Source organism: Sphingobacterium sp. KH_072 (genome assembly GCF_057837975.1).
The window spans coordinates 3,059,949-3,077,537 of sequence record NZ_CM174457.1 but is presented as its reverse complement, the minus strand read 5'-3'; the positions used below and the strand labels follow the sequence as shown (position 1 = coordinate 3,077,537).

Below are 17,589 nucleotides of genomic sequence, written 5' to 3'. Positions count from 1 at the left end.
CTTAAAGCCAACAGATTCACTATTGCGTTAAGTTTATATTAATAATGACCTGATGTGTTCATAATTCCGTTATCCGGAAGGTTATTAGTTTTTTTAAGTACTGTCATAAATCTAGGTATTTTTTCTGAATAATGACAGAATACAGCGATAGTCAATCACGAACATCACCTGTAGATGAGCATTAGGAAAATAGTGAACGTCTATCCAGATAAGTTGCCGCTGTACCTATGTTAAGGTTCGTTAAAATTCTTTTAATAAATAGGATGTGCACCTATCTTGCTTCAAAAATTGACCACCTATTGAAATCGTTACTGAGTTGTTATCCTTTTCTGATAATCTTGTTTGCTACGATTGGGCATATCGACCATATGTCAGAAAGAACTGCGCGTGCAGATAGTAGCCTAATTTCTTTGATCTATCATGAGCAAGATACTTCTGGTCTACAAGCTTCGAATCTTCGCTTAGCTATCCAGCAGAATACAGACACCATTGTATTGGAAGAAATTCAGATCAATCGCACATTGTTCCATACTGATAGTTTGCAAGTACATAATTATTTTAAAAGATTATCCCAAAAACCATCACCAAGCTGGAAAGGTATTTTTATGGATCGCACCACATCGAGTAAACCTCTATTGCCCAACAGGACGAGCAGCACATCTAGCCTAGTATCAATTGATCTCTTGTCGGTCATTGGAAAACTGACTAAGAAGAAAAGATCAATAGAGAACGCCGATGTGATGTGGGATAGCAAAGAGCGCTACATCGAGCAGCACTTTGATTCTACATTGGTGAAGAGCATGACTGGGCTTTCGGGTGTAGAATTGCATGAATTTGTTCGCTTAAAGCGGCCTTCGGCCAATGATCTTTCCGATACCGTACGCTATGAACTGATGAAATATATTAAATCTAAACATGATGATTAATAACCGCTTATTTTTTGCTGTACTGCTACTATGTACCTGTTTGTTTGCTTGTAATCAGAATAATGAAGTGCAGGAAACTGACCTTTCTAGTAATACGGAGCAGATTTATTCGCAACATGTTAAAGATTCATTGGAGATCAATATTCAGTACCCAAAAGAATATGACAAAGACTCGTTACGCAATTATCCTGTTGTGATATTGACAGATGCAGACCTTTATTTTCCACTTTTGGCACCAATTATTCATCAATATGAGGAAGTCGGTATTTGGCCACCCATGATTTTAGTGGGCGTTGGGTACGGATCGTTCCAACGGATGGATTCGCTGCGTAATCGTGATTATCTCTATCCCGAAGCATTAGCTCAAGATGAAATTTCTACTCCTGGTGGCGGAGAAAAATTTTATCAGTTTTTCACGCAGGAACTCATTCCGAAGCTAGAGCAAGGGGGCATCACCAATCCAAATCGGATACTGGCTGGTCATTCATTCGGTGGGTATTTCTCTTTGTACAGCTCTTTAAGGCAATCGATGTTACAACGGCAAGATTTTTCTGGATTTATCGCCGCAAGTCCATCCTTATGGTATCATGATTTCTATCTGCAAAAGAAGTTTGAAGAAGTCGCTAATCTGGAAGATCAGAATATTTTCACCAGTATCGGCGGACAGGAAGGTGAGGAATGGGGCTTGAAGCCTTTCGACGAGTTGATACAGACATTTGAACCTAAAGCAGCAGGAAAGAATTTTCATTCCCAAGTGTATGCCGGCTTAGGACATATGGATGTCGCTATGGTTTCTTTTCTACAAGGAATCGGTCTGTTCATGAGTTCCGAATAATTTTTTTAGTTTTTTTTAGGGATAAGGTTATTAAGATTATTAAAGTGTAGCGCGTAGCTGTTACATTAGTAGTTTCAACTATTTAATGACATGATGGAGCAACTGATTTCTCTGAAAAAATACGATGCCGGTGACTTTGCAGATTATTACCAGATGGTAAGCCAATATGCCGTGATGCAATACATCACCGAAAAAGCATTGAGCGAAGAAGAAGCCAAAGCGAAATTTGATAGTATGTTGCAGATCAATACGCAGCACGAGCAATTAGGTTATTTCAAAGCGTATGATCAAGCAGGGACTTTTATCGGCGATTGTAAACTGGAGCCATACTCCCTAGATAATCGCTGTCTAGAAGTTGGATATATTTTAAAAGAAACCTTTTGGGGCAAGGGCTTCGCCACGCAGCTATGCGCGAAAATGTTGGCAGTAGCCGACGAAGTCGCACCTGAATCGAATATTATTGGCATCATTGATCCAGCCAACGTTGCATCCAAACGCATTTTGCAGAAGTTCGGCTTTGAAAGTTACTTCGTAGGTGTAGAAGATGGTTTGCCTACCGAAAAGATGAAGTTAGTGAAAGGGAGTTTAGAAAGTTAATGTTTTAGATTGCCGCAGCCTCATACTTCCCAATGAAATCAACGTCCTTGCGAGAAGGTACGACGAAGCAATCTAAAAATTAATCAACAACGATCTGCAAATGATTGCCACACCTTCGTTACTCAGGTTCACAACCACGGCTTCTACAGCATATTATAACGGGGCGAATAACAACAAAAAAGACCCAGCGCACGCGCTGAGTCTTTTACCTAATATTGTTTTGGTATTAAGATTTCTTGCTATGATCCTGACCAACGTACGTCAGGTCTTTTGCACCTTTTACTTTTTCGTCAAGCAGCGCAAGCTGTATTACCTCACGCATATCTTTCACATAGTAGAATTTCATGTTTTTGATATAATCTTCCTTGATCTCCAAGATATCTTTCTCATTGGATTTACACAAGATGATGGTATCGATATTAGAACGTTTCGCGGCTAAAATCTTCTCTTTAATACCACCGACAGGCAATACTTTGCCACGCAAGGTGATCTCGCCCGTCATAGCTAGATTCGCACGAATCTTCCGCTGCGTGAATAAAGAAGTCAACGCAGTCAACATCGTAACCCCGGCCGAAGGTCCATCTTTCGGAGTAGCACCAGCAGGCACGTGTATATTCACATCCCATTCATCGAAGATGCGGTAATCAATGCCAAAATCTTCTGCATGCGAGCGCAAATAAGCCATAGCAATGGCCGCGGATTCTTTCATCACATCACCCAAATTTCCGGTAAGGCTCAACTTACCTTTTCCACGGCTCAAGCTTGATTCTATGTACAGAATATCGCCACCCACAGCCGTCCATGCCAATCCAGTCACCACACCAGCAATATTGTTGTCCTCATAAAGATCTTTATCAAAGATCGGTGCTCCTAGTATTTCCTCTACCTGCGTAGCCGAAATACTGGATTGATACGGTTTTTCCATCACGATCTTCGTCGCAATACCGCGTACCACGCTACCAATCTTTTTTTCCAAACCACGTACGCCTGATTCGCGCGTGTACTCGTCTATGATTTTTTCAATGCTTTTCGCATTAAGCGAGATGTCTTTGGTTTTTAGGCCATGCATTTCACGTTGTTTTGGCAACAAATGTTTCTTGCCAATCTCCACTTTCTCTTCGATCGTGTAGCCATTCACTTCAATAATCTCCATCCGATCCAATAAGGCTGGCTGGATGCTGCTTAAAGAGTTGGCAGTAGCAATAAACATGACTTTAGAAAGGTCGTATTCCATTTCTACATAGTGATCGTAGAAATTGGTGTTTTGCTCTGGATCCAAAACCTCCAATAGTGCAGATGAAGGGTCTCCTTTGAAATCAGATCCGATTTTATCGATCTCATCCAATACAAAAACGGGATTGGATGATCCTGCTTTTTTCAGTGATTGAATAATACGACCGGGCATAGCGCCAATGTACGTTTTGCGGTGTCCACGAATTTCCGCTTCGTCGCGCACGCCACCTAGAGCCATACGCGTATATTTACGGCCGAGCGCTTTGGCAATAGATTTACCTAAAGAAGTTTTTCCGACTCCCGGAGGGCCTACTAAACACAAGATCGGCGCTTTCATGTCATTTTTCAATTTCAAGACCGCCAAGTATTCCACAATACGTTGCTTCACCTTTTCTAGGCCGTAATGATCTTTGTCCAATGTTTTTTCGGCCCGAGCCAAATCAAAATTATCTTTCGTATAGCTTTGCCAAGGCAGATCTAGCAACAGCTCTAAATAATTGAGCTGAACCGAATAATCTGCTGCTGCCGGGTTGATACGAGCCAGCTTTTCCAATTCTTTATCAAAGTGTGTACCGACATCCTTTGGCCATTTCTTGGTTTTAGAACGCGTCCGCAAGCTGTCTATTTCCAAATCGGGCGTGTTACCACCTAATTCTTCCTGAATAGTTTTTAGTTGCTGGTGCAAAAAGTAATCCCGTTGTTGTTTATCTAGATCTACGCGTACTTTATTCTGAATCTGATTCTTCAATTCCAGCATCTGGATCTCGGTAGTCAAATGCTCTAAAAGTAACTTGGCACGCTTTACGAAATCTACTTTCTCCAACAATTCTTGCTTACTAGTAAGCTCCAAAGAAAGATTGGACGAGATGAAATTCACCAAAAATGTCGGGCTATCGATGTTTTTGATCGCTATTCCTGCTTCGCTAGGCAAATTAGGAGATAGTTGAATAATCTGCTGCGCCAATTCTTTGATCGAGGAAATCAACGCCTTGAATTCCTTGCTACTGGTTTTCGGCTTTTCCTCATCGTAGCGCTCTACCTGCGCCAGCATATAAGGGTCTGTCTGCACCACTGCATTCAGTTTGAAACGTTGCTTGCCCTGAATAATCACGGTGGTATTGCCATCCGGCATCTGTAGCAATTTAATGATGTTGGCTACGGTACCCACGTTATTCAATTCCTCAAAGATTGGATCTTCGATCGTCATATCTTTTTGAGAAACCACCCCAATCGTACGATCGCCTTTGTATGCTTCTTTGATTAATTTGATGGACTTATCGCGACCTACGGTGATGGGTATCACGACCCCCGGAAATAAAACAGTATTTCGCAATGGAAGAATAGGTAGTACTTCTGGAATGTCAGCATTACTCATCTCTTCCTCATCTTCTTGACTTAGAAGCGGGAAAAACTCTGTTTCTTCGTTTATAATAGGTAGTACGTTATTGAAATCGAAAGTATTGTCTTTGCTCATATAATAGCTTACGCTTGCTGACATCTTGTCTATACAAAAATGCCGCTACGAATTTTAAATGATAAAATGCAAATGGTGCAACCCAAGTGCCAAAGTTTATTTTGGTACTATTTATGCTTACACCCTCTGGAATAACTGCAATTACGTCAGTTTTGTTCTGATTAATGTCAGACGTATTGACGTAAGTGAGCTGTTTGGCGGAATGCCCAATGGATGGAATGTGGAAATGTTTATAAATATTGATTGTAGAATTAAACTATTTAATTCATTTTTACTCCATACAGGGGATTTATTTAAAAATGTTTTGTAACTAAAGTTAAGTGATTGAATATGAGAAAATTAAAAGTTGGAATGGCAGCCTTAGCGCTTGCGTTATCTGTTTACTCGGCGGAAGCGCAGCAGGCAGAACATAAAAACCCGAATGTACGTGCGGGCGAAAAAGCCCTAATGGGAGGTGATTTTAAAACGGCAATTACGCATTTGCAAAAATCAATGCCAGCAGAAGCTGCTGATGCAGATGTACACTATCTTTTAGGATATGCGCTTTTCCAAAACGGAGATTTTAAGAAAGCAGCAGACTCTTTTACGAAAGTAGTGGCACTAAACCCTAAAAATACGTCTGCTTATTACTACAAAGCAAAAGCAAATAATGCGGTAGCAGTAAATACAGAATCAAAAATTGACGCTAAACAACGTCAGGCTTTGTTAGAATCAGCAATTGCTGATTATACAAAAGCGATCTCGATGGATGCACAAGACGCTAAATTGTACCAAAATAGAGGTACTGCTTACCGTGACTTGGGTATTTTGAAAGGGAATTCAGGTGCTGGTTACAACAAAGCAGTTGCAACAGAATCATACAATAAAGCAGTAACAGATTTCGAGAAAGTATTGACGTTTGATGCATCCCGCAAGGACATCCAAACGGAATTGAAAAAAGCGAAAGTATATCGCGACAACTTGAAATAGATCAACCAGTCAACAATTAAAATCCAATAAACGTTAAAGTGCCTCGATGTTTCACATCAGGCACTTTTTCTTTGCGATGTCTTTGCGAACCCGAGGCACGAGGCTTCGCAATCTTTGGATTATGTTGTAAATTAAGTTGTTACGGAAATATTTGAAGTGTCAACGCTCTGAACTCTATTAACTTTCTGAACTCAAAAGGATATAGATCGCGTTGTCGTACCTGCGCGCGATGACGGAAAATCTAAAAAAAACTACTGCTGCGCTTTCACCTTCCTTTGCACGATGAAGCGATAGCAAACCCACAGTATCAGAATCCATACTGGCATCAGCAACACCGAGATTTTGAACACCGTGAAACACATCATCACCAATACACCACAAAGGAACACCAATGAAAGGTAATTGGTAAACGGATATAGAATGGTTGGGAACTTAGTAACTGTCTTTTGCTTTTTCATTTCCTTGCGGAAAAAGATATGCGTTAAGGTAATCATGATCCAATTAATGACTAGCGCCGAAACCACCAAGGACATCAAGATCTCCAATGCCTGCTCAGGTATCAATTTATTGATCAGCACCGTAACCGCTACAAAAATAGCCGACACAAGAATCGCATTGATAGGAGAGTGGCTCTTGTTTAGCTTGGTGAGGAACTGTGGGGCATTGCCTTGCTTAGCTAAGCCAAAGAGCATGCGCGAATTGCTGTATACGCAGCTATTGTAGACAGATAAAGCTGCTGTGAGTACGATTAGATTCAACGCATTCGCGATCAAATTAGAAAAGGACACCGTCATACCAAAAAAGTTGAATTTCATAGCGTCCAGCGAGGCGAAAACGGTGACAAATGGACTTGTATCCCGGTCGATCTGCTGCCAAGGAAGCAACGAGAATAAAATGATTAAGGCGCCAATGTAAAAGATCAAGATCCGAAATAAAACCTGATTAGTCGCTTTCGGAATGTTTTTTTCTGGATTTTCAGCTTCCGCCGCCGTAATGCCGACTAATTCTAGTCCGCCAAACGAGAACATAATCACCACGAGCGCCACCAACAAACCTTCATACGAGCCGTCAGGCAATTGCGCAATCAGTCCCTTCGGAAAAAATCCACCATCCTGATACAAGTTGCTGATCGATGCTTGATCGCCACCTGTACCACTAATCAGTAAGTAAGAACCAAAGAGAATCATGCCAATAATGGCGATTACTTTTATGATGGAAAACCAGAATTCGGTTTCACCATAAATCTTGACAGAAGCCAAGTTGATTAGATTAATAATCACAAAAAATACCAAGCTGGAAACCCATAACGGCAGCTCAGGCCACCAATAATTCATGTACTTACCAATGGCAGTCAGTTCCGCCATACTAACTAGAATGTAGAGTATCCAATAATTCCAGCCAGAAGCAAATCCAGCAAAAGATCCCCAATAACGATTCGCAAAATAACTAAAAGAGCCTGATACGGGCTCATGTACGACCATTTCACCGAGCTGACGCATAATCAGGAAGGCGATAATTCCGGCAATACCGTAACCTAAAATCACGGCAGGTCCTGCCAGTATGGCCGCTTGGCCAACACCTAAAAATAAGCCTGTTCCGATTGCTCCACCGAGCGCTATTAATTGGATATGGCGATTGCTTAAGCCACGCTTAAGCTGGTTGTCGTTTTGTTCTTGCACGATTGGTTCGCTATTTCTTCTGTAGTCTCGCATCGCACTTACAATTCCCACCGCAGCCCGCGTCTGTAGACTTTTTAGGGAATACATGCTTAATAACCATTGCAATAGCAAGGAGAAATAAGATGCCGATGATGATGTATTGTACGATCATTGATAATAAGAGTTGGTCCTTATTTTAGTAGTTGATAGGCAACTAATGCTGCAATATAAGCAAGTCCTGTCATAAAACCAAGTTGTATCAGCGTCCATTTCCACGAGCCTGTTTCCTTTTTTACTACCGCAATGGTAGCCATACATTGCATCGCGAAAGCGTAGAAAAGTAATAAGGAGATCCCCGAAGCGAAGTTGTAGGCTGGTCGGCCCGTGTTACGGTTGGTTTCGTTTTTCATCCGCTCAAACAAGGTGGTACGTTGGCCGTCATCTTCGATGTCCACGTCGTCGCCCAAGCTATACACCACCGCCATCGTACCCACGAATACTTCGCGAGCCGCAAAAGAAGAAATTAAGCCAATTCCCATTTTCCAATCGTAACCCAACGGGCGCACGATGGGTTCGATTCCCATACCAATATATCCCAAGAACGAATGTTCTAATTGATAAGAAGCAACAGCCGTCTCCAGTTCATCGCCTTCCAATGTGGGCTGCTCTGTGGTCACATACGTTTCCGCATCGTAAAAGCGATCGTTTGGCCCAAAGTTTCCTAACACCCAAAGGATAATGGAGATAGCCAAGATGATTTTACCGGCACCAATCAAGAAGCCCGATGATTTTTCCCACACATTCGTGACTACATTTTTCCAATCTGGAATTTTGTAGGTCGGGATTTCAAAGACCAAGTAGCTCTTATGCACACTTTTAATGAAAATATTTAGTATCCAAGCCGAGGCGAGTGCACTAACGATTCCTAAGATGTATAAGCCGAAAAGCACCAATCCTTGTATGTTGAAGCCTAAGAAAGTGGCTTCGGGAATCACCAAACCGATAATCACAATGTAAATCGGTAGTCGTGCCGAGCAAGTCATAAACGGTGTCACCAACATCGTCAGCAAACGTTCTTTCGGATTCTCAATATTACGAGCCGACATCACAGCTGGTATAGCGCAGGCCGCTCCAGACATCAGTGGAATCACCGATTTGCCATTCAGACCAAATGGTCGAAGCCAGCGATCCATCAGAAATACAATCCGACTCATATAGCCCGTTTCCTCCATTAAGGAGATGAAGATAAATAAGATCACAATCTGAGGCAGGAAAATGACAATACCGCCGATACCAGTCACGATACCGTCGGTGAGCAAAGAGGTGAGTGGTCCTTCGGGAAATTGTGTACTAAGGTATGCCGCTAAGTCGCTGAAGGTGGTGTCGATCCAATCCATTAATGGGGCCGACCAAGCAAATATCGCTTGGAAGATCAGTAGCAATACGCCTAAGAAAATAGCATATCCCACCAATGGATGCATTAAGAATCGGTCGATTTTCGCTGTTGTCTTCAATGCACTGCTTTCGCCACGAATCACGATCTGCTCTAATGCGCGGTCGAGTTCTTGACTACGAACCAAGGATTCATCTCGCTGCAGTTGTTGTGGCGTGATCGCATGTTGCTGCCGGATGTTAAGTACAGCTGCTCTTTGATCGTTGGTCAGCGCTTTCGAATTCTCCTGAGCCAGATTGAGCCACGTGCTATATTCTTTGGCCAGCGGAAATAGACGCTTCGCTTCTGCCAACGCAGTCGCATATTTTTCAGGCACTTGAAAAGAACTGATGTACAGCGAAGGTTCGTTGTCCAGCCCGGAGATCAATTCTTGAATACCTTTTCCGGTACGTGCATTCGTTTGATATATTTCGGTGCGAAGTAGCTGCCGCAATGCATCAAAATCAATGCTAATACCTTTCTCGATCATTTCATCGACCATATTCAGCACAAAAATGGCTGGCAATCCCATTTCTCTAACTTGCTGATAGAGTACGATAGCACGTTTCAACGTAGCTGGTTCGGCCACCACCACGACTAAGTCGGGGTAATACGATCCTTTTGCGTCGGAAAGCGTATCATAGACCACTTCTTCATCCAACGAGTTGGGATAAATGGTATACGTGCCTGGAAGATCTACGATGTGATATTTTTTGTCTTGATATACCAGTGTACCTTCTCGTTTCTCAACGGTGACACCCGGGTAATTGCCGACTTTTTGATTTAATTTGGTCAATCGATTGAATAGAGAAGTTTTCCCTACGTTTGGATTCCCAAGTAACGCGATGATTTTTCTCTTCATTATATTCTTTCTGCCGTAATGCGTAGCGCTTCCGATTTGCGTAGCGCGATTAGTGTATTATTTGCGATGATATTGATACAGATAGGGCCGTGAAATGGGGCTTTGTGTTTTATTTCTACCAGCGCACCCGGTACGAAGCCCAACTCATAAAATTTAGCGGGTAAAGACTCGGTATCCAACTGACTTATTTTTGCTTTTTCTCCAGAATTTAAATTTCCCAGATTCACATTGTCTTGCATTTTTTGCTATTTTAGTACTTCGTGAATGACAGACTACCTGTGCAAATATAAATAATTGCCCACTATTTGCTATTTTAAATCACGCATAAACATTTTAACTATGGCAAGATTGGAAGATAAGATTCAAGCGAAGAAGTTCAGTAGTGAATGGCATAAGGCTACCATCAACATCGTGTATACACACAACTGGTTGACCAATCTGTTGGAGGAGCGTGCGAGTAAGCATGATCTTACCTTGCAGCAGTTTAATGTACTGCGTATTTTGCGTGGGCAATATCCGTTGCCAGTTAAGAATTCTTTGTTACGCGAACGTATGCTAACTAAGACTTCGGATATCTCCCGATTGATTGATCGCATTATTGCCAAAGATCTGGTATCGCGCACCTCGTGCGACCAAGATAAGAGAGCAGTGGATTTGCTGATTACGCAAAAAGGCTTAGATCTGCTCGAAGATATGGAAAATCAGATGATGCTTGCCGACGTACTTCCCCAGAATATTACGGAAAAGCAATGCATGGAACTCAATAAGTTACTAGATAAGTTTCGGGGCAAGGATTCGGCTTAGTGCGGATGACTGTGCTCTTCGTCATGCTTATGATCGTGACCGTCACTATGCTCAGGGTGATCATGCGAATGCGCATCATGATTATGGTGCTCGTGCTGATGTTCACCATGGTCAGGGTGGGAATGATCGTGCCCATCAAATAAGAAATTGGCTAACGATACCAGTATGCCCAATACGATGGCGATCAGTTTTTTACGATTGAATTTGTGATGATCGGCTGAGCCAGATTCAAACAATATCGTGGTGGAAATATGCAAAAATATACCAATCACAATCGCCATCAGCTTGTCGAAATGCTGTGAAATCTCACCCGCACCGCCCGCGCTGATCGTATTACTCGTCATAAATCCAAGTGGTGTCATGGCAGCGAAAATACCGATGTACACCATAATCTTTGTTTTCGACAAATTGGTGTTGAGCAATAAGCTACCCAAAGCAAAAGCGGCAGGTATATGATGTATCGCAATACCAAATACTAATTGCGTTTGATGGCCTGCCACTAATGGCATTCCCTCCAGAAAGGCATGTAAGCACAAGCTAATCAAGATCCCTAATGGAAATACCTTGTAATCATGCTGATGGATATGGCCATGCTCAATGCCCTGCGAGAACTGCTCCAAGAGCAGTTGGAAGATAAAACCACCCAAAATATAAAGCCCGATAATCTCCGGATCCGTTTGGCCACCTAAATAAGCATGTGGTATTAAATGTAATACCGTGATGGCAAACAAGTATGCACCACTAAAGGATAGTATCAGTTTTAGAAACTGTGCATTGTCTCGTTTGACGAAAAACACACTGATACCAGCCGTAAAGGCCGAAATAAAAAGAATAGAGATAATCGATGCCGGACTCATATTGATGTTGTTACTGTATTTTGCTGTTTAGGCGTAAGAAGGTTTGGAAAAAACCGATGAAAGAGATAGCCATTGAGCACGCCAATGCCTGTACCTAACAAGGCACCAAACAGAATATCTAACGGGTAATGTACGCCTACATATACCTGAGAAATAGAAATCATAAATGCCCACAAGAAGCCCAGCCAAAAAACATGCTTCCAGCGTCGGCGAAATAGCACGATCCAGAAGAATGCCATCGCAAAGTGATTGGTGGCATGAGAGGATGTAAAGCTATAACCGCCACTACATCGTACTCTCAGATTAATATTCTGTTTGAATGTTTCATCATTACATGGACGCACCCGTTTGACCGTTTTCTTGATCAAGTGCGACGATACGCCATCAGATACGCCAAAGTTTACCAAAGTCACTGCGACGATCAGGATACCGACCTTACCGTAGTGTTTAATGAAAAATATAACCAGAAAAAGGTAAAGTGGAGCCCAAGTAAACGGATTTCGAAGAATTGGTAATAACCAATCGAAAATCGCATTGCTAGCGCCCTGATTAAACATCAGAAAAATTTCCTGATCTATTTGTATAATTCTTTCAAGCATAATGATAAAAATTTCACAGATGGTTGCTGGATCTTTAAGGACTCCAAATCTATAAAATATTTCAATGCAATTACCTTCTTGCTGTTAAATGAAACAATGTTGCGACAAAGATACTCCGACAATCTGGATTTCAAAATTTAAATTTCAATTTGCCGGATTATTTCGTGTATTTTAGCCCTAAAACTTATTTTAAAGCGTATGACATTAATAAAGTCTATATCGGGAATTAGAGGTACTATCGGTGGCAGAGCTGGCGATAATCTGACTCCCATAGATATTGTAAAGTTTACAGCGGCTTTTGGCAAAATCATTACTCAGAATAGTACATCTCGTACGATTGTAGTCGGCAGAGATGCCCGCGTATCGGGCGATATGGTCGCAAGGTTGGTGATCGGTACTTTGCAAAGTATTGGTGTAGATGTGGTAGATCTTGGTTTGTCTACGACACCGACCGTTGAATTGGCCGTGCCATTGGAATCCGCCGCAGGCGGCATCATCCTGACTGCTTCACATAATCCTGGTCAATGGAACGCGTTGAAGTTGTTAAATGCGCAAGGCGAATTTATTAGCGATGTAGAAGGGCAAGAAGTACTGGCTTTGGGTGAAAGTTTGGAGTTTGACTTTGCAGAATATAACCAGTTAGGTCAGGTACGGGCAGATGATAGTTATTTGCAAAAACATATTGATGCCGTATTAGCTTTACCATTGGTAGATGCAGCAGCGATCCGCCAAGCCAATTTTAAAGTAGCCGTCGATGCGGTGAATAGCTCCGGTGGTATCTATATCCCAGCCTTATTAGAAGCATTAGGCGTAAATACCATATATCCGATTCATTGTACCCCAAACGGCGCGTTTCCACACAATCCGGAACCGTTAAAAGAGCATTTGATTGATCTTTCGCAGGCCGTGATTGACAATAAGGCAGACTTAGGTATTGCTGTGGATCCAGATGTAGATCGTCTGGTGTTTATGATGGAAGATGGCGAGCTGTTTGGAGAAGAATACACTTTAGTAGCGGTGGCAGATTATATCTTGTCGCAGCAATCAGGCAATACCGTATCCAATTTATCCTCCACACGTGCCTTACGAGATGTCACGCTGCGTCATGGTGGCCAATATTTTGCGGCTGCTGTTGGCGAGGTCAACGTAGTCACCAAGATGAAGGAAGTAAAAGCGGTGATTGGAGGCGAAGGCAATGGCGGTATTATTTACCCAGATTCGCACTACGGCCGTGATGCCTTAGTCGGCGTAGCGCTATTCCTAACGCACTTGGCCAATTTAAAGCAAAAACCTTCTGCTTACCGTGCTTCATTGCCACAATACTTTATGTCCAAAAATAAAATCACCCTGACACCGGGACTTGATATTGATGGGCTATTAGTAAAGATGCAAGAAAAATACGCACATGAAACGCATAGCACGATCGACGGATTGAAGATCGACTTTGAGCAAGAGTGGGTGCATTTACGTAAATCCAATACAGAGCCTATAATTCGTATTTACAGCGAAGGAGCTACGCCTGAAGCGGCACAAGCCATCGCACAAAAAATCATACACGAAATACAAGCTATTATTGCGTATTAGGTTTGCCGTGTAGTCGTATGTTATAACGCGACTCCTTATATAACATCCGAACCGAGCATCTATTGCTCGGTTCGGATGTTTTTTTTATGTTAATATTTCAAACAAAGTTGTCGGTAGTTGGTTTAATGGTAGAAAAACACACTAACGTAACAATTTAGATATATTCCAGAGGGCATCTGAGCATCCATATGGATGTTTGGGGATAAGAAAGTAGCGATACCAATTACCACCTCCGTTCAGACATGCAATACACATTATGAAGAGACTCATGGCGAAGCACAGCTATTACACCATTCTATTGACCTGCCTTTTCGTGTGGGCGGTCAATGCGCTACAAGCGAACACCTTATCGCCAGTCAGAGTTGCTGATTTGGCAGACTCCATTCAAGTACAGGGTAAGATAACCGACTCCGTTGGTATGGCTGTTTCGGGAGCCGTCATCACCGAAAAGGGCACTTCCAATACCGTGACATCCAACGAAGCTGGAGAATATAAGATTGATGCTAACCCGAACGGAGCGCTAATGATATTAAAATCTCCTTATGCTGTTAAAGAGGTGTTTGTCAACAATCAACGGCAACTAGATATTGCGCTAACCGTAACGGCTGCCGCAGCCGAATCAGCGGCCGAAGCACAAGCGGATAGTGCTGCGGCTGCGCAACAAGATACAACGACAGCGATCATCAGTCAGTCTGGCACAACGGATAGCACGGCTGTAACAACGACGACCGCTGCAACAGATACCGTTATAGCTGGTATCACAAGAAGCGGTGTTGTTTCTGGCCCTTCAGGCCCACTCGGTGGAGTCAGCGTACAAATACAAGGCACGTCTACCACGGTATCGACCGACAGCGAAGGTCGTTTTCAATTGGCGGCCAATAGTGATCAAGTTTTAGAATTCACCTCCTTAGGTTTTCAACCGGTACGACAGCCAGTGGGTGATCGCGCCAATATCCAAGTCGTCATGACGCCGGAGACAAATACCATTGAATCCGTGAAAGTCGTCGCGGTAGGATATGGTACCATGCGCCGAGAAATGCTGCCAACGGCAGTTTCCAGCATTGGCGCCGATGAAATAGAAAATGAAGTGCTGCCAAGTATCTCGCAAGCGATTCAAGGCAAAGCAGGTGGTGTGCAGGTGACGCAAAAATCTGGATCGCCCGGTGGTGGATTGAATATCCGCGTGCGCGGTACGACGTCTATCAATGCCAGTTCGGATCCTTTGTATGTGGTGGATGGAATTCCAGTCAATAGTACGACAAATTTCACCGGCGGATCTAACTTTGATTTTGGTGGCGGTACACAAGGGATTAATATCTTGTCGTCCATCAACCCGTCCGACGTACAGTCGGTCGAGATCCTGAAAGATGCCGCTTCGTCTTCTATCTACGGATCACGTGCTGCCAATGGTGTGGTATTGATTACCACAAAGAAGGGAACCGCAGGCGGCAGTGAGTTTAGTTTCAACATGTATGAGGGTTTTTCTCAAGTCCCGCGCGAGCGTTATTATGACATGATGAATACCGAGCAGTATCAAGATTACATGCGTGATTTCTACGGGCAGATGCAGCGTCAAGCGCAAGTGCTTAATCCAGATACAATGATCAACATTCCAGGTCAGATCCTGAGCAATCCCAATATCAATACCAATTGGCAAGATGAGATCTTTCGTACCGCACCAACACGCAATTATGAAATCTCTTCCAGAGGTGGTGGCGATCGTACACAATATTATACCTCAGTCGGGTATATGCGCCAAGGTGGTACGTTATTGTATTCGGATTTTAATCGCTTGAGCGGCCGTCTAAATCTCGATCATCAACACAATGATAAACTGCGTTTCTCTACTGCCGTAAATATTACCCGGGCGGTGAACAAACGCGTGCAAGAAGAAAACTCCCGCGAAGGAGCGACTAAAAGTGGCTTCGTAGCGCCGCCGAACTTGCCGGTCTTCGATGAGACTGGTCGGTATGTATATGACCAGGTGACCCCTTCACGCGAAAATCCGGTAGCGATGTTGGAGCTACCTACCAATGAAGCGCAAACGTTTCGGATCTTAGCGAACGGACAAGTAGATTATAATTTTGTTCCATCATTAACATTGATGACGCGCTTCGGGGTAGATGTGAGTTTCATCGACGAAACATTTTTCATGCCGCCTACTGGTTTGCGCGCATTCACAGCACAGCGTGGTCTGGGTGCACGACGCAATACGCGCGATCAGCTATGGATAAACGAAACAACCTTGACCTTCGATAAGCAGTATGACGATCATCACATTAATGCTTTAGCGGGTTTCTCCCTGCAAGAATCTCGTCTAGAGTTTGTACATGCACAGCGATCCAATTTCGTAGATAATGATGTCAACCAAATCGTAGGTGGCGGGATCATTACTGGTGCTAATGCTTTTCCAGAAGAGTGGGCAATCGCATCTGGTTTTGGTCGTGTAAACTATGTTTTCCAAGATAAATACATATTAAATGCCAATGTGCGTTGGGATGGATCGTCGCGCTTCGGTGCAGACAATCGTTGGGCAGTGTTTCCTTCCGTCGCTGCAGCATGGCGTGTTTCGCAAGAAGACTTCTTGAAAGATTCGCAAACGTTGAGCGATCTGAAACTACGTGCCAGCTGGGGTAAAACTGGTAATCAGAATATCGGAAACTATGCCAGTTACACGCTTTATTCTGCTGGTAACAATTACATCGGCTCACCGGGCTTTATTCCCAATATTTTGGGCGACAATCAGCTAAAGTGGGAAACTACCACACAAACCGACATCGGTGTTGATTTTGGCTTGTTCAATAATCGTATATCCGTCTTAGCAGATTATTACTACAAGCGAACTTCCGATTTATTAATCAGTGTGCCCGTACGCCATAGCTTAGGTTTTATTAACCGTTTTACCAATTTTGGGGAGATTGAAAACAAAGGTTTTGAGTTTGAGTTGACCTCGCGCAACTTAGTAGGTGAATTTCGCTGGACAACTTCCCTGAACATGACTTTTAACCGCAATAAAGTGATTTCGTTGCCAGATGGTGTCGATGAGATGTTGGGTGGTGTGGGCGACTTGAACGTCGCAAGACCAGGATTGCCGCTAGGCTCATTTTCTGGCTGGCAAACAATTGGTGTCAATCCGCAAACCGGGATGATCGATTATCGTGGAGTAGATGGCAACGTCGTGTTGCCTACTGAATACCGCGATCGTACTGTCATTGGAGATCCAAATCCCGACTTTTTTGGTGGTATTACTAATAATTTCTACTACAAAAATTTCGATCTCAGCATCATGGGACAGTTTTCGTATGGTAACGATATCTTCAATTACAACTTATTCACGGCGTTATCTGGCTTCAATAATAGTAGCAATGGTTTGGTAGATTGGGTAGACAGATGGCGCCAACCGGGCGACATTACGGATGTTCCGCGTGTGTCTCCAGGCGATTTGAATAATGCGACGATTTCCGACCGTTTTGTAGAGGATGGATCATTCTTCCGCCTGCGCAATATTACCCTAGGATATACTTTTTCAGAAGCCGTGAATTCTCGTCTACGAACCAAGGGATTTCGCTGGTACTTTACAGTACAGAATGCCTTTGTATTTACCAAATACCGTGGCTACGACCCAGAAGTTGCATCTAGTCATGGCGGTGCCAATACCGGTCTGATTTATGGCTATGATTATGGTAGTTATCCGCAACCGCGAATTTTCACGACAGGCGTTAATATCACATTTTAAATCACCCATCAGCTTTGAACACT

Annotated in this window: 14 protein-coding genes; 7 read left to right on the top strand and 7 right to left on the bottom strand. The window is 43.1% G+C overall.

Features of this window, described 5'->3' with window-relative positions:
• Nucleotides 1-368 precede the first annotated feature (368 nt).
• The 3 genes from AC3IRT_RS13820 (at nt 369) to AC3IRT_RS13810 (ending at nt 2,358) form a co-directional block, all read left to right on the top strand.
• The gene (locus AC3IRT_RS13820) at nt 369-926 is read left to right on the top strand and encodes a hypothetical protein (RefSeq protein ID WP_489393798.1); all 558 of its coding nucleotides are present in this window, start codon (nt 369-371) and stop codon (nt 924-926) included.
• Nucleotides 916-1,761, top strand: coding sequence for an alpha/beta hydrolase (locus tag AC3IRT_RS13815; RefSeq protein WP_489393797.1), 846 nt, complete (start codon nt 916-918; stop codon nt 1,759-1,761). Before AC3IRT_RS13820 ends, AC3IRT_RS13815 begins: the two co-directional genes overlap by 11 nt.
• Before the next feature lie 90 nt (nt 1,762-1,851).
• Entirely contained in the window at nt 1,852-2,358 is a 507-nt protein-coding gene (locus AC3IRT_RS13810; protein WP_489393796.1) for a GNAT family N-acetyltransferase, read from the top strand.
• A 226-nt stretch (nt 2,359-2,584) separates the two neighbouring features.
• On the opposite strand, the gene lon is transcribed toward AC3IRT_RS13810, so the two are convergent.
• The gene (gene lon, locus AC3IRT_RS13805) at nt 2,585-5,065 is read right to left on the bottom strand and encodes an endopeptidase La (protein ID WP_489396137.1); all 2,481 of its coding nucleotides are present in this window, start codon (nt 5,063-5,065) and stop codon (nt 2,585-2,587) included.
• 330 nt (nt 5,066-5,395) lie between these two features.
• Between lon and AC3IRT_RS13800 the strand changes: the two genes are divergently transcribed.
• Nucleotides 5,396-6,034 carry a tetratricopeptide repeat protein gene (locus AC3IRT_RS13800; protein ID WP_489393795.1) on the top strand — a complete coding sequence of 213 codons (639 nt, stop codon included), beginning with the start codon at nt 5,396-5,398 and terminating at the stop codon, nt 6,032-6,034.
• A 251-nt stretch (nt 6,035-6,285) separates the two neighbouring features.
• Here AC3IRT_RS13800 and AC3IRT_RS13795 read toward each other — a convergent pair whose 3' ends face one another.
• From AC3IRT_RS13795 to AC3IRT_RS13780, 4 genes are all read right to left on the bottom strand, one after another.
• Nucleotides 6,286-7,746, bottom strand: a complete 1,461-nt coding sequence (locus tag AC3IRT_RS13795; protein WP_489396136.1) for an amino acid permease — start codon at nt 7,744-7,746, stop codon at nt 6,286-6,288.
• Complete coding sequence (locus AC3IRT_RS13790; protein WP_489396135.1) at nt 7,724-7,813, bottom strand: hypothetical protein; 90 nt, start codon at nt 7,811-7,813, stop codon at nt 7,724-7,726. Before AC3IRT_RS13790 ends, AC3IRT_RS13795 begins: the two co-directional genes overlap by 23 nt.
• Before the next feature lie 70 nt (nt 7,814-7,883).
• The gene (gene feoB / locus AC3IRT_RS13785) at nt 7,884-9,986 is read right to left on the bottom strand and encodes a ferrous iron transport protein B (RefSeq protein WP_489393794.1); all 2,103 of its coding nucleotides are present in this window, start codon (nt 9,984-9,986) and stop codon (nt 7,884-7,886) included.
• Nucleotides 9,986-10,225, bottom strand: a complete 240-nt coding sequence (locus tag AC3IRT_RS13780; protein ID WP_489393793.1) for a FeoA family protein — start codon at nt 10,223-10,225, stop codon at nt 9,986-9,988. The genes feoB and AC3IRT_RS13780 overlap by 1 nt, the downstream gene beginning before the upstream one ends.
• A gap of 100 nt (nt 10,226-10,325) precedes the next feature.
• Between AC3IRT_RS13780 and AC3IRT_RS13775 the strand changes: the two genes are divergently transcribed.
• Nucleotides 10,326-10,790: a MarR family winged helix-turn-helix transcriptional regulator gene (locus tag AC3IRT_RS13775; RefSeq protein WP_489393792.1), complete on the top strand. Its 465-nt coding sequence runs from the start codon at nt 10,326-10,328 to the stop codon at nt 10,788-10,790.
• On the opposite strand, the gene AC3IRT_RS13770 is transcribed toward AC3IRT_RS13775, so the two are convergent.
• Nucleotides 10,787-11,647: a ZIP family metal transporter gene (locus AC3IRT_RS13770; RefSeq protein WP_489393791.1), complete on the bottom strand. Its 861-nt coding sequence runs from the start codon at nt 11,645-11,647 to the stop codon at nt 10,787-10,789. The two genes, AC3IRT_RS13775 and AC3IRT_RS13770, sit on opposite strands and share 4 nt — an antisense overlap.
• On the bottom strand, nt 11,644-12,246 hold the full coding sequence (locus AC3IRT_RS13765; protein ID WP_489393790.1) for a phosphatase PAP2 family protein: 603 nt from the start codon (nt 12,244-12,246) through the stop codon (nt 11,644-11,646). The genes AC3IRT_RS13770 and AC3IRT_RS13765 overlap by 4 nt, the downstream gene beginning before the upstream one ends.
• Before the next feature lie 198 nt (nt 12,247-12,444).
• Here AC3IRT_RS13765 and glmM point away from each other — a divergent pair, with 198 nt between their 5' ends.
• Both glmM and AC3IRT_RS13755 read left to right on the top strand, forming a co-directional pair.
• Nucleotides 12,445-13,830 carry a phosphoglucosamine mutase gene (gene glmM, locus AC3IRT_RS13760; protein WP_489393789.1) on the top strand — a complete coding sequence of 462 codons (1,386 nt, stop codon included), beginning with the start codon at nt 12,445-12,447 and terminating at the stop codon, nt 13,828-13,830.
• A 256-nt stretch (nt 13,831-14,086) separates the two neighbouring features.
• Entirely contained in the window at nt 14,087-17,566 is a 3,480-nt protein-coding gene (locus AC3IRT_RS13755) for a SusC/RagA family TonB-linked outer membrane protein (RefSeq protein WP_489393788.1), read from the top strand.
• The last annotated feature ends 23 nt before the right edge of the window (nt 17,567-17,589 follow it).

Bases quoted from the DNA above. Each gene is read 5' to 3' on its own strand.
- AC3IRT_RS13820 (WP_489393798.1), top strand. From the start codon at position 369: ATGTCAGAAAGAACTGCGCGTGCAGATAGTAGCCTAATTTCTTTGATC.
- AC3IRT_RS13815 (WP_489393797.1), top strand. From the start codon at position 916: ATGATGATTAATAACCGCTTATTTTTTGCTGTACTGCTACTATGTACC.
- AC3IRT_RS13810 (WP_489393796.1), top strand. From the start codon at position 1,852: ATGATGGAGCAACTGATTTCTCTGAAAAAATACGATGCCGGTGACTTT.
- lon (WP_489396137.1), bottom strand. From the start codon at position 5,065: ATGAGCAAAGACAATACTTTCGATTTCAATAACGTACTACCTATTATA.
- AC3IRT_RS13800 (WP_489393795.1), top strand. From the start codon at position 5,396: ATGAGAAAATTAAAAGTTGGAATGGCAGCCTTAGCGCTTGCGTTATCT.
- AC3IRT_RS13795 (WP_489396136.1), bottom strand. From the start codon at position 7,746: ATGCGAGACTACAGAAGAAATAGCGAACCAATCGTGCAAGAACAAAAC.
- AC3IRT_RS13790 (WP_489396135.1), bottom strand. From the start codon at position 7,813: ATGGTTATTAAGCATGTATTCCCTAAAAAGTCTACAGACGCGGGCTGC.
- feoB (WP_489393794.1), bottom strand. From the start codon at position 9,986: ATGAAGAGAAAAATCATCGCGTTACTTGGGAATCCAAACGTAGGGAAA.
- AC3IRT_RS13780 (WP_489393793.1), bottom strand. From the start codon at position 10,225: ATGCAAGACAATGTGAATCTGGGAAATTTAAATTCTGGAGAAAAAGCA.
- AC3IRT_RS13775 (WP_489393792.1), top strand. From the start codon at position 10,326: ATGGCAAGATTGGAAGATAAGATTCAAGCGAAGAAGTTCAGTAGTGAA.
- AC3IRT_RS13770 (WP_489393791.1), bottom strand. From the start codon at position 11,647: ATGAGTCCGGCATCGATTATCTCTATTCTTTTTATTTCGGCCTTTACG.
- AC3IRT_RS13765 (WP_489393790.1), bottom strand. From the start codon at position 12,246: ATGCTTGAAAGAATTATACAAATAGATCAGGAAATTTTTCTGATGTTT.
- glmM (WP_489393789.1), top strand. From the start codon at position 12,445: ATGACATTAATAAAGTCTATATCGGGAATTAGAGGTACTATCGGTGGC.
- AC3IRT_RS13755 (WP_489393788.1), top strand. From the start codon at position 14,087: ATGAAGAGACTCATGGCGAAGCACAGCTATTACACCATTCTATTGACC.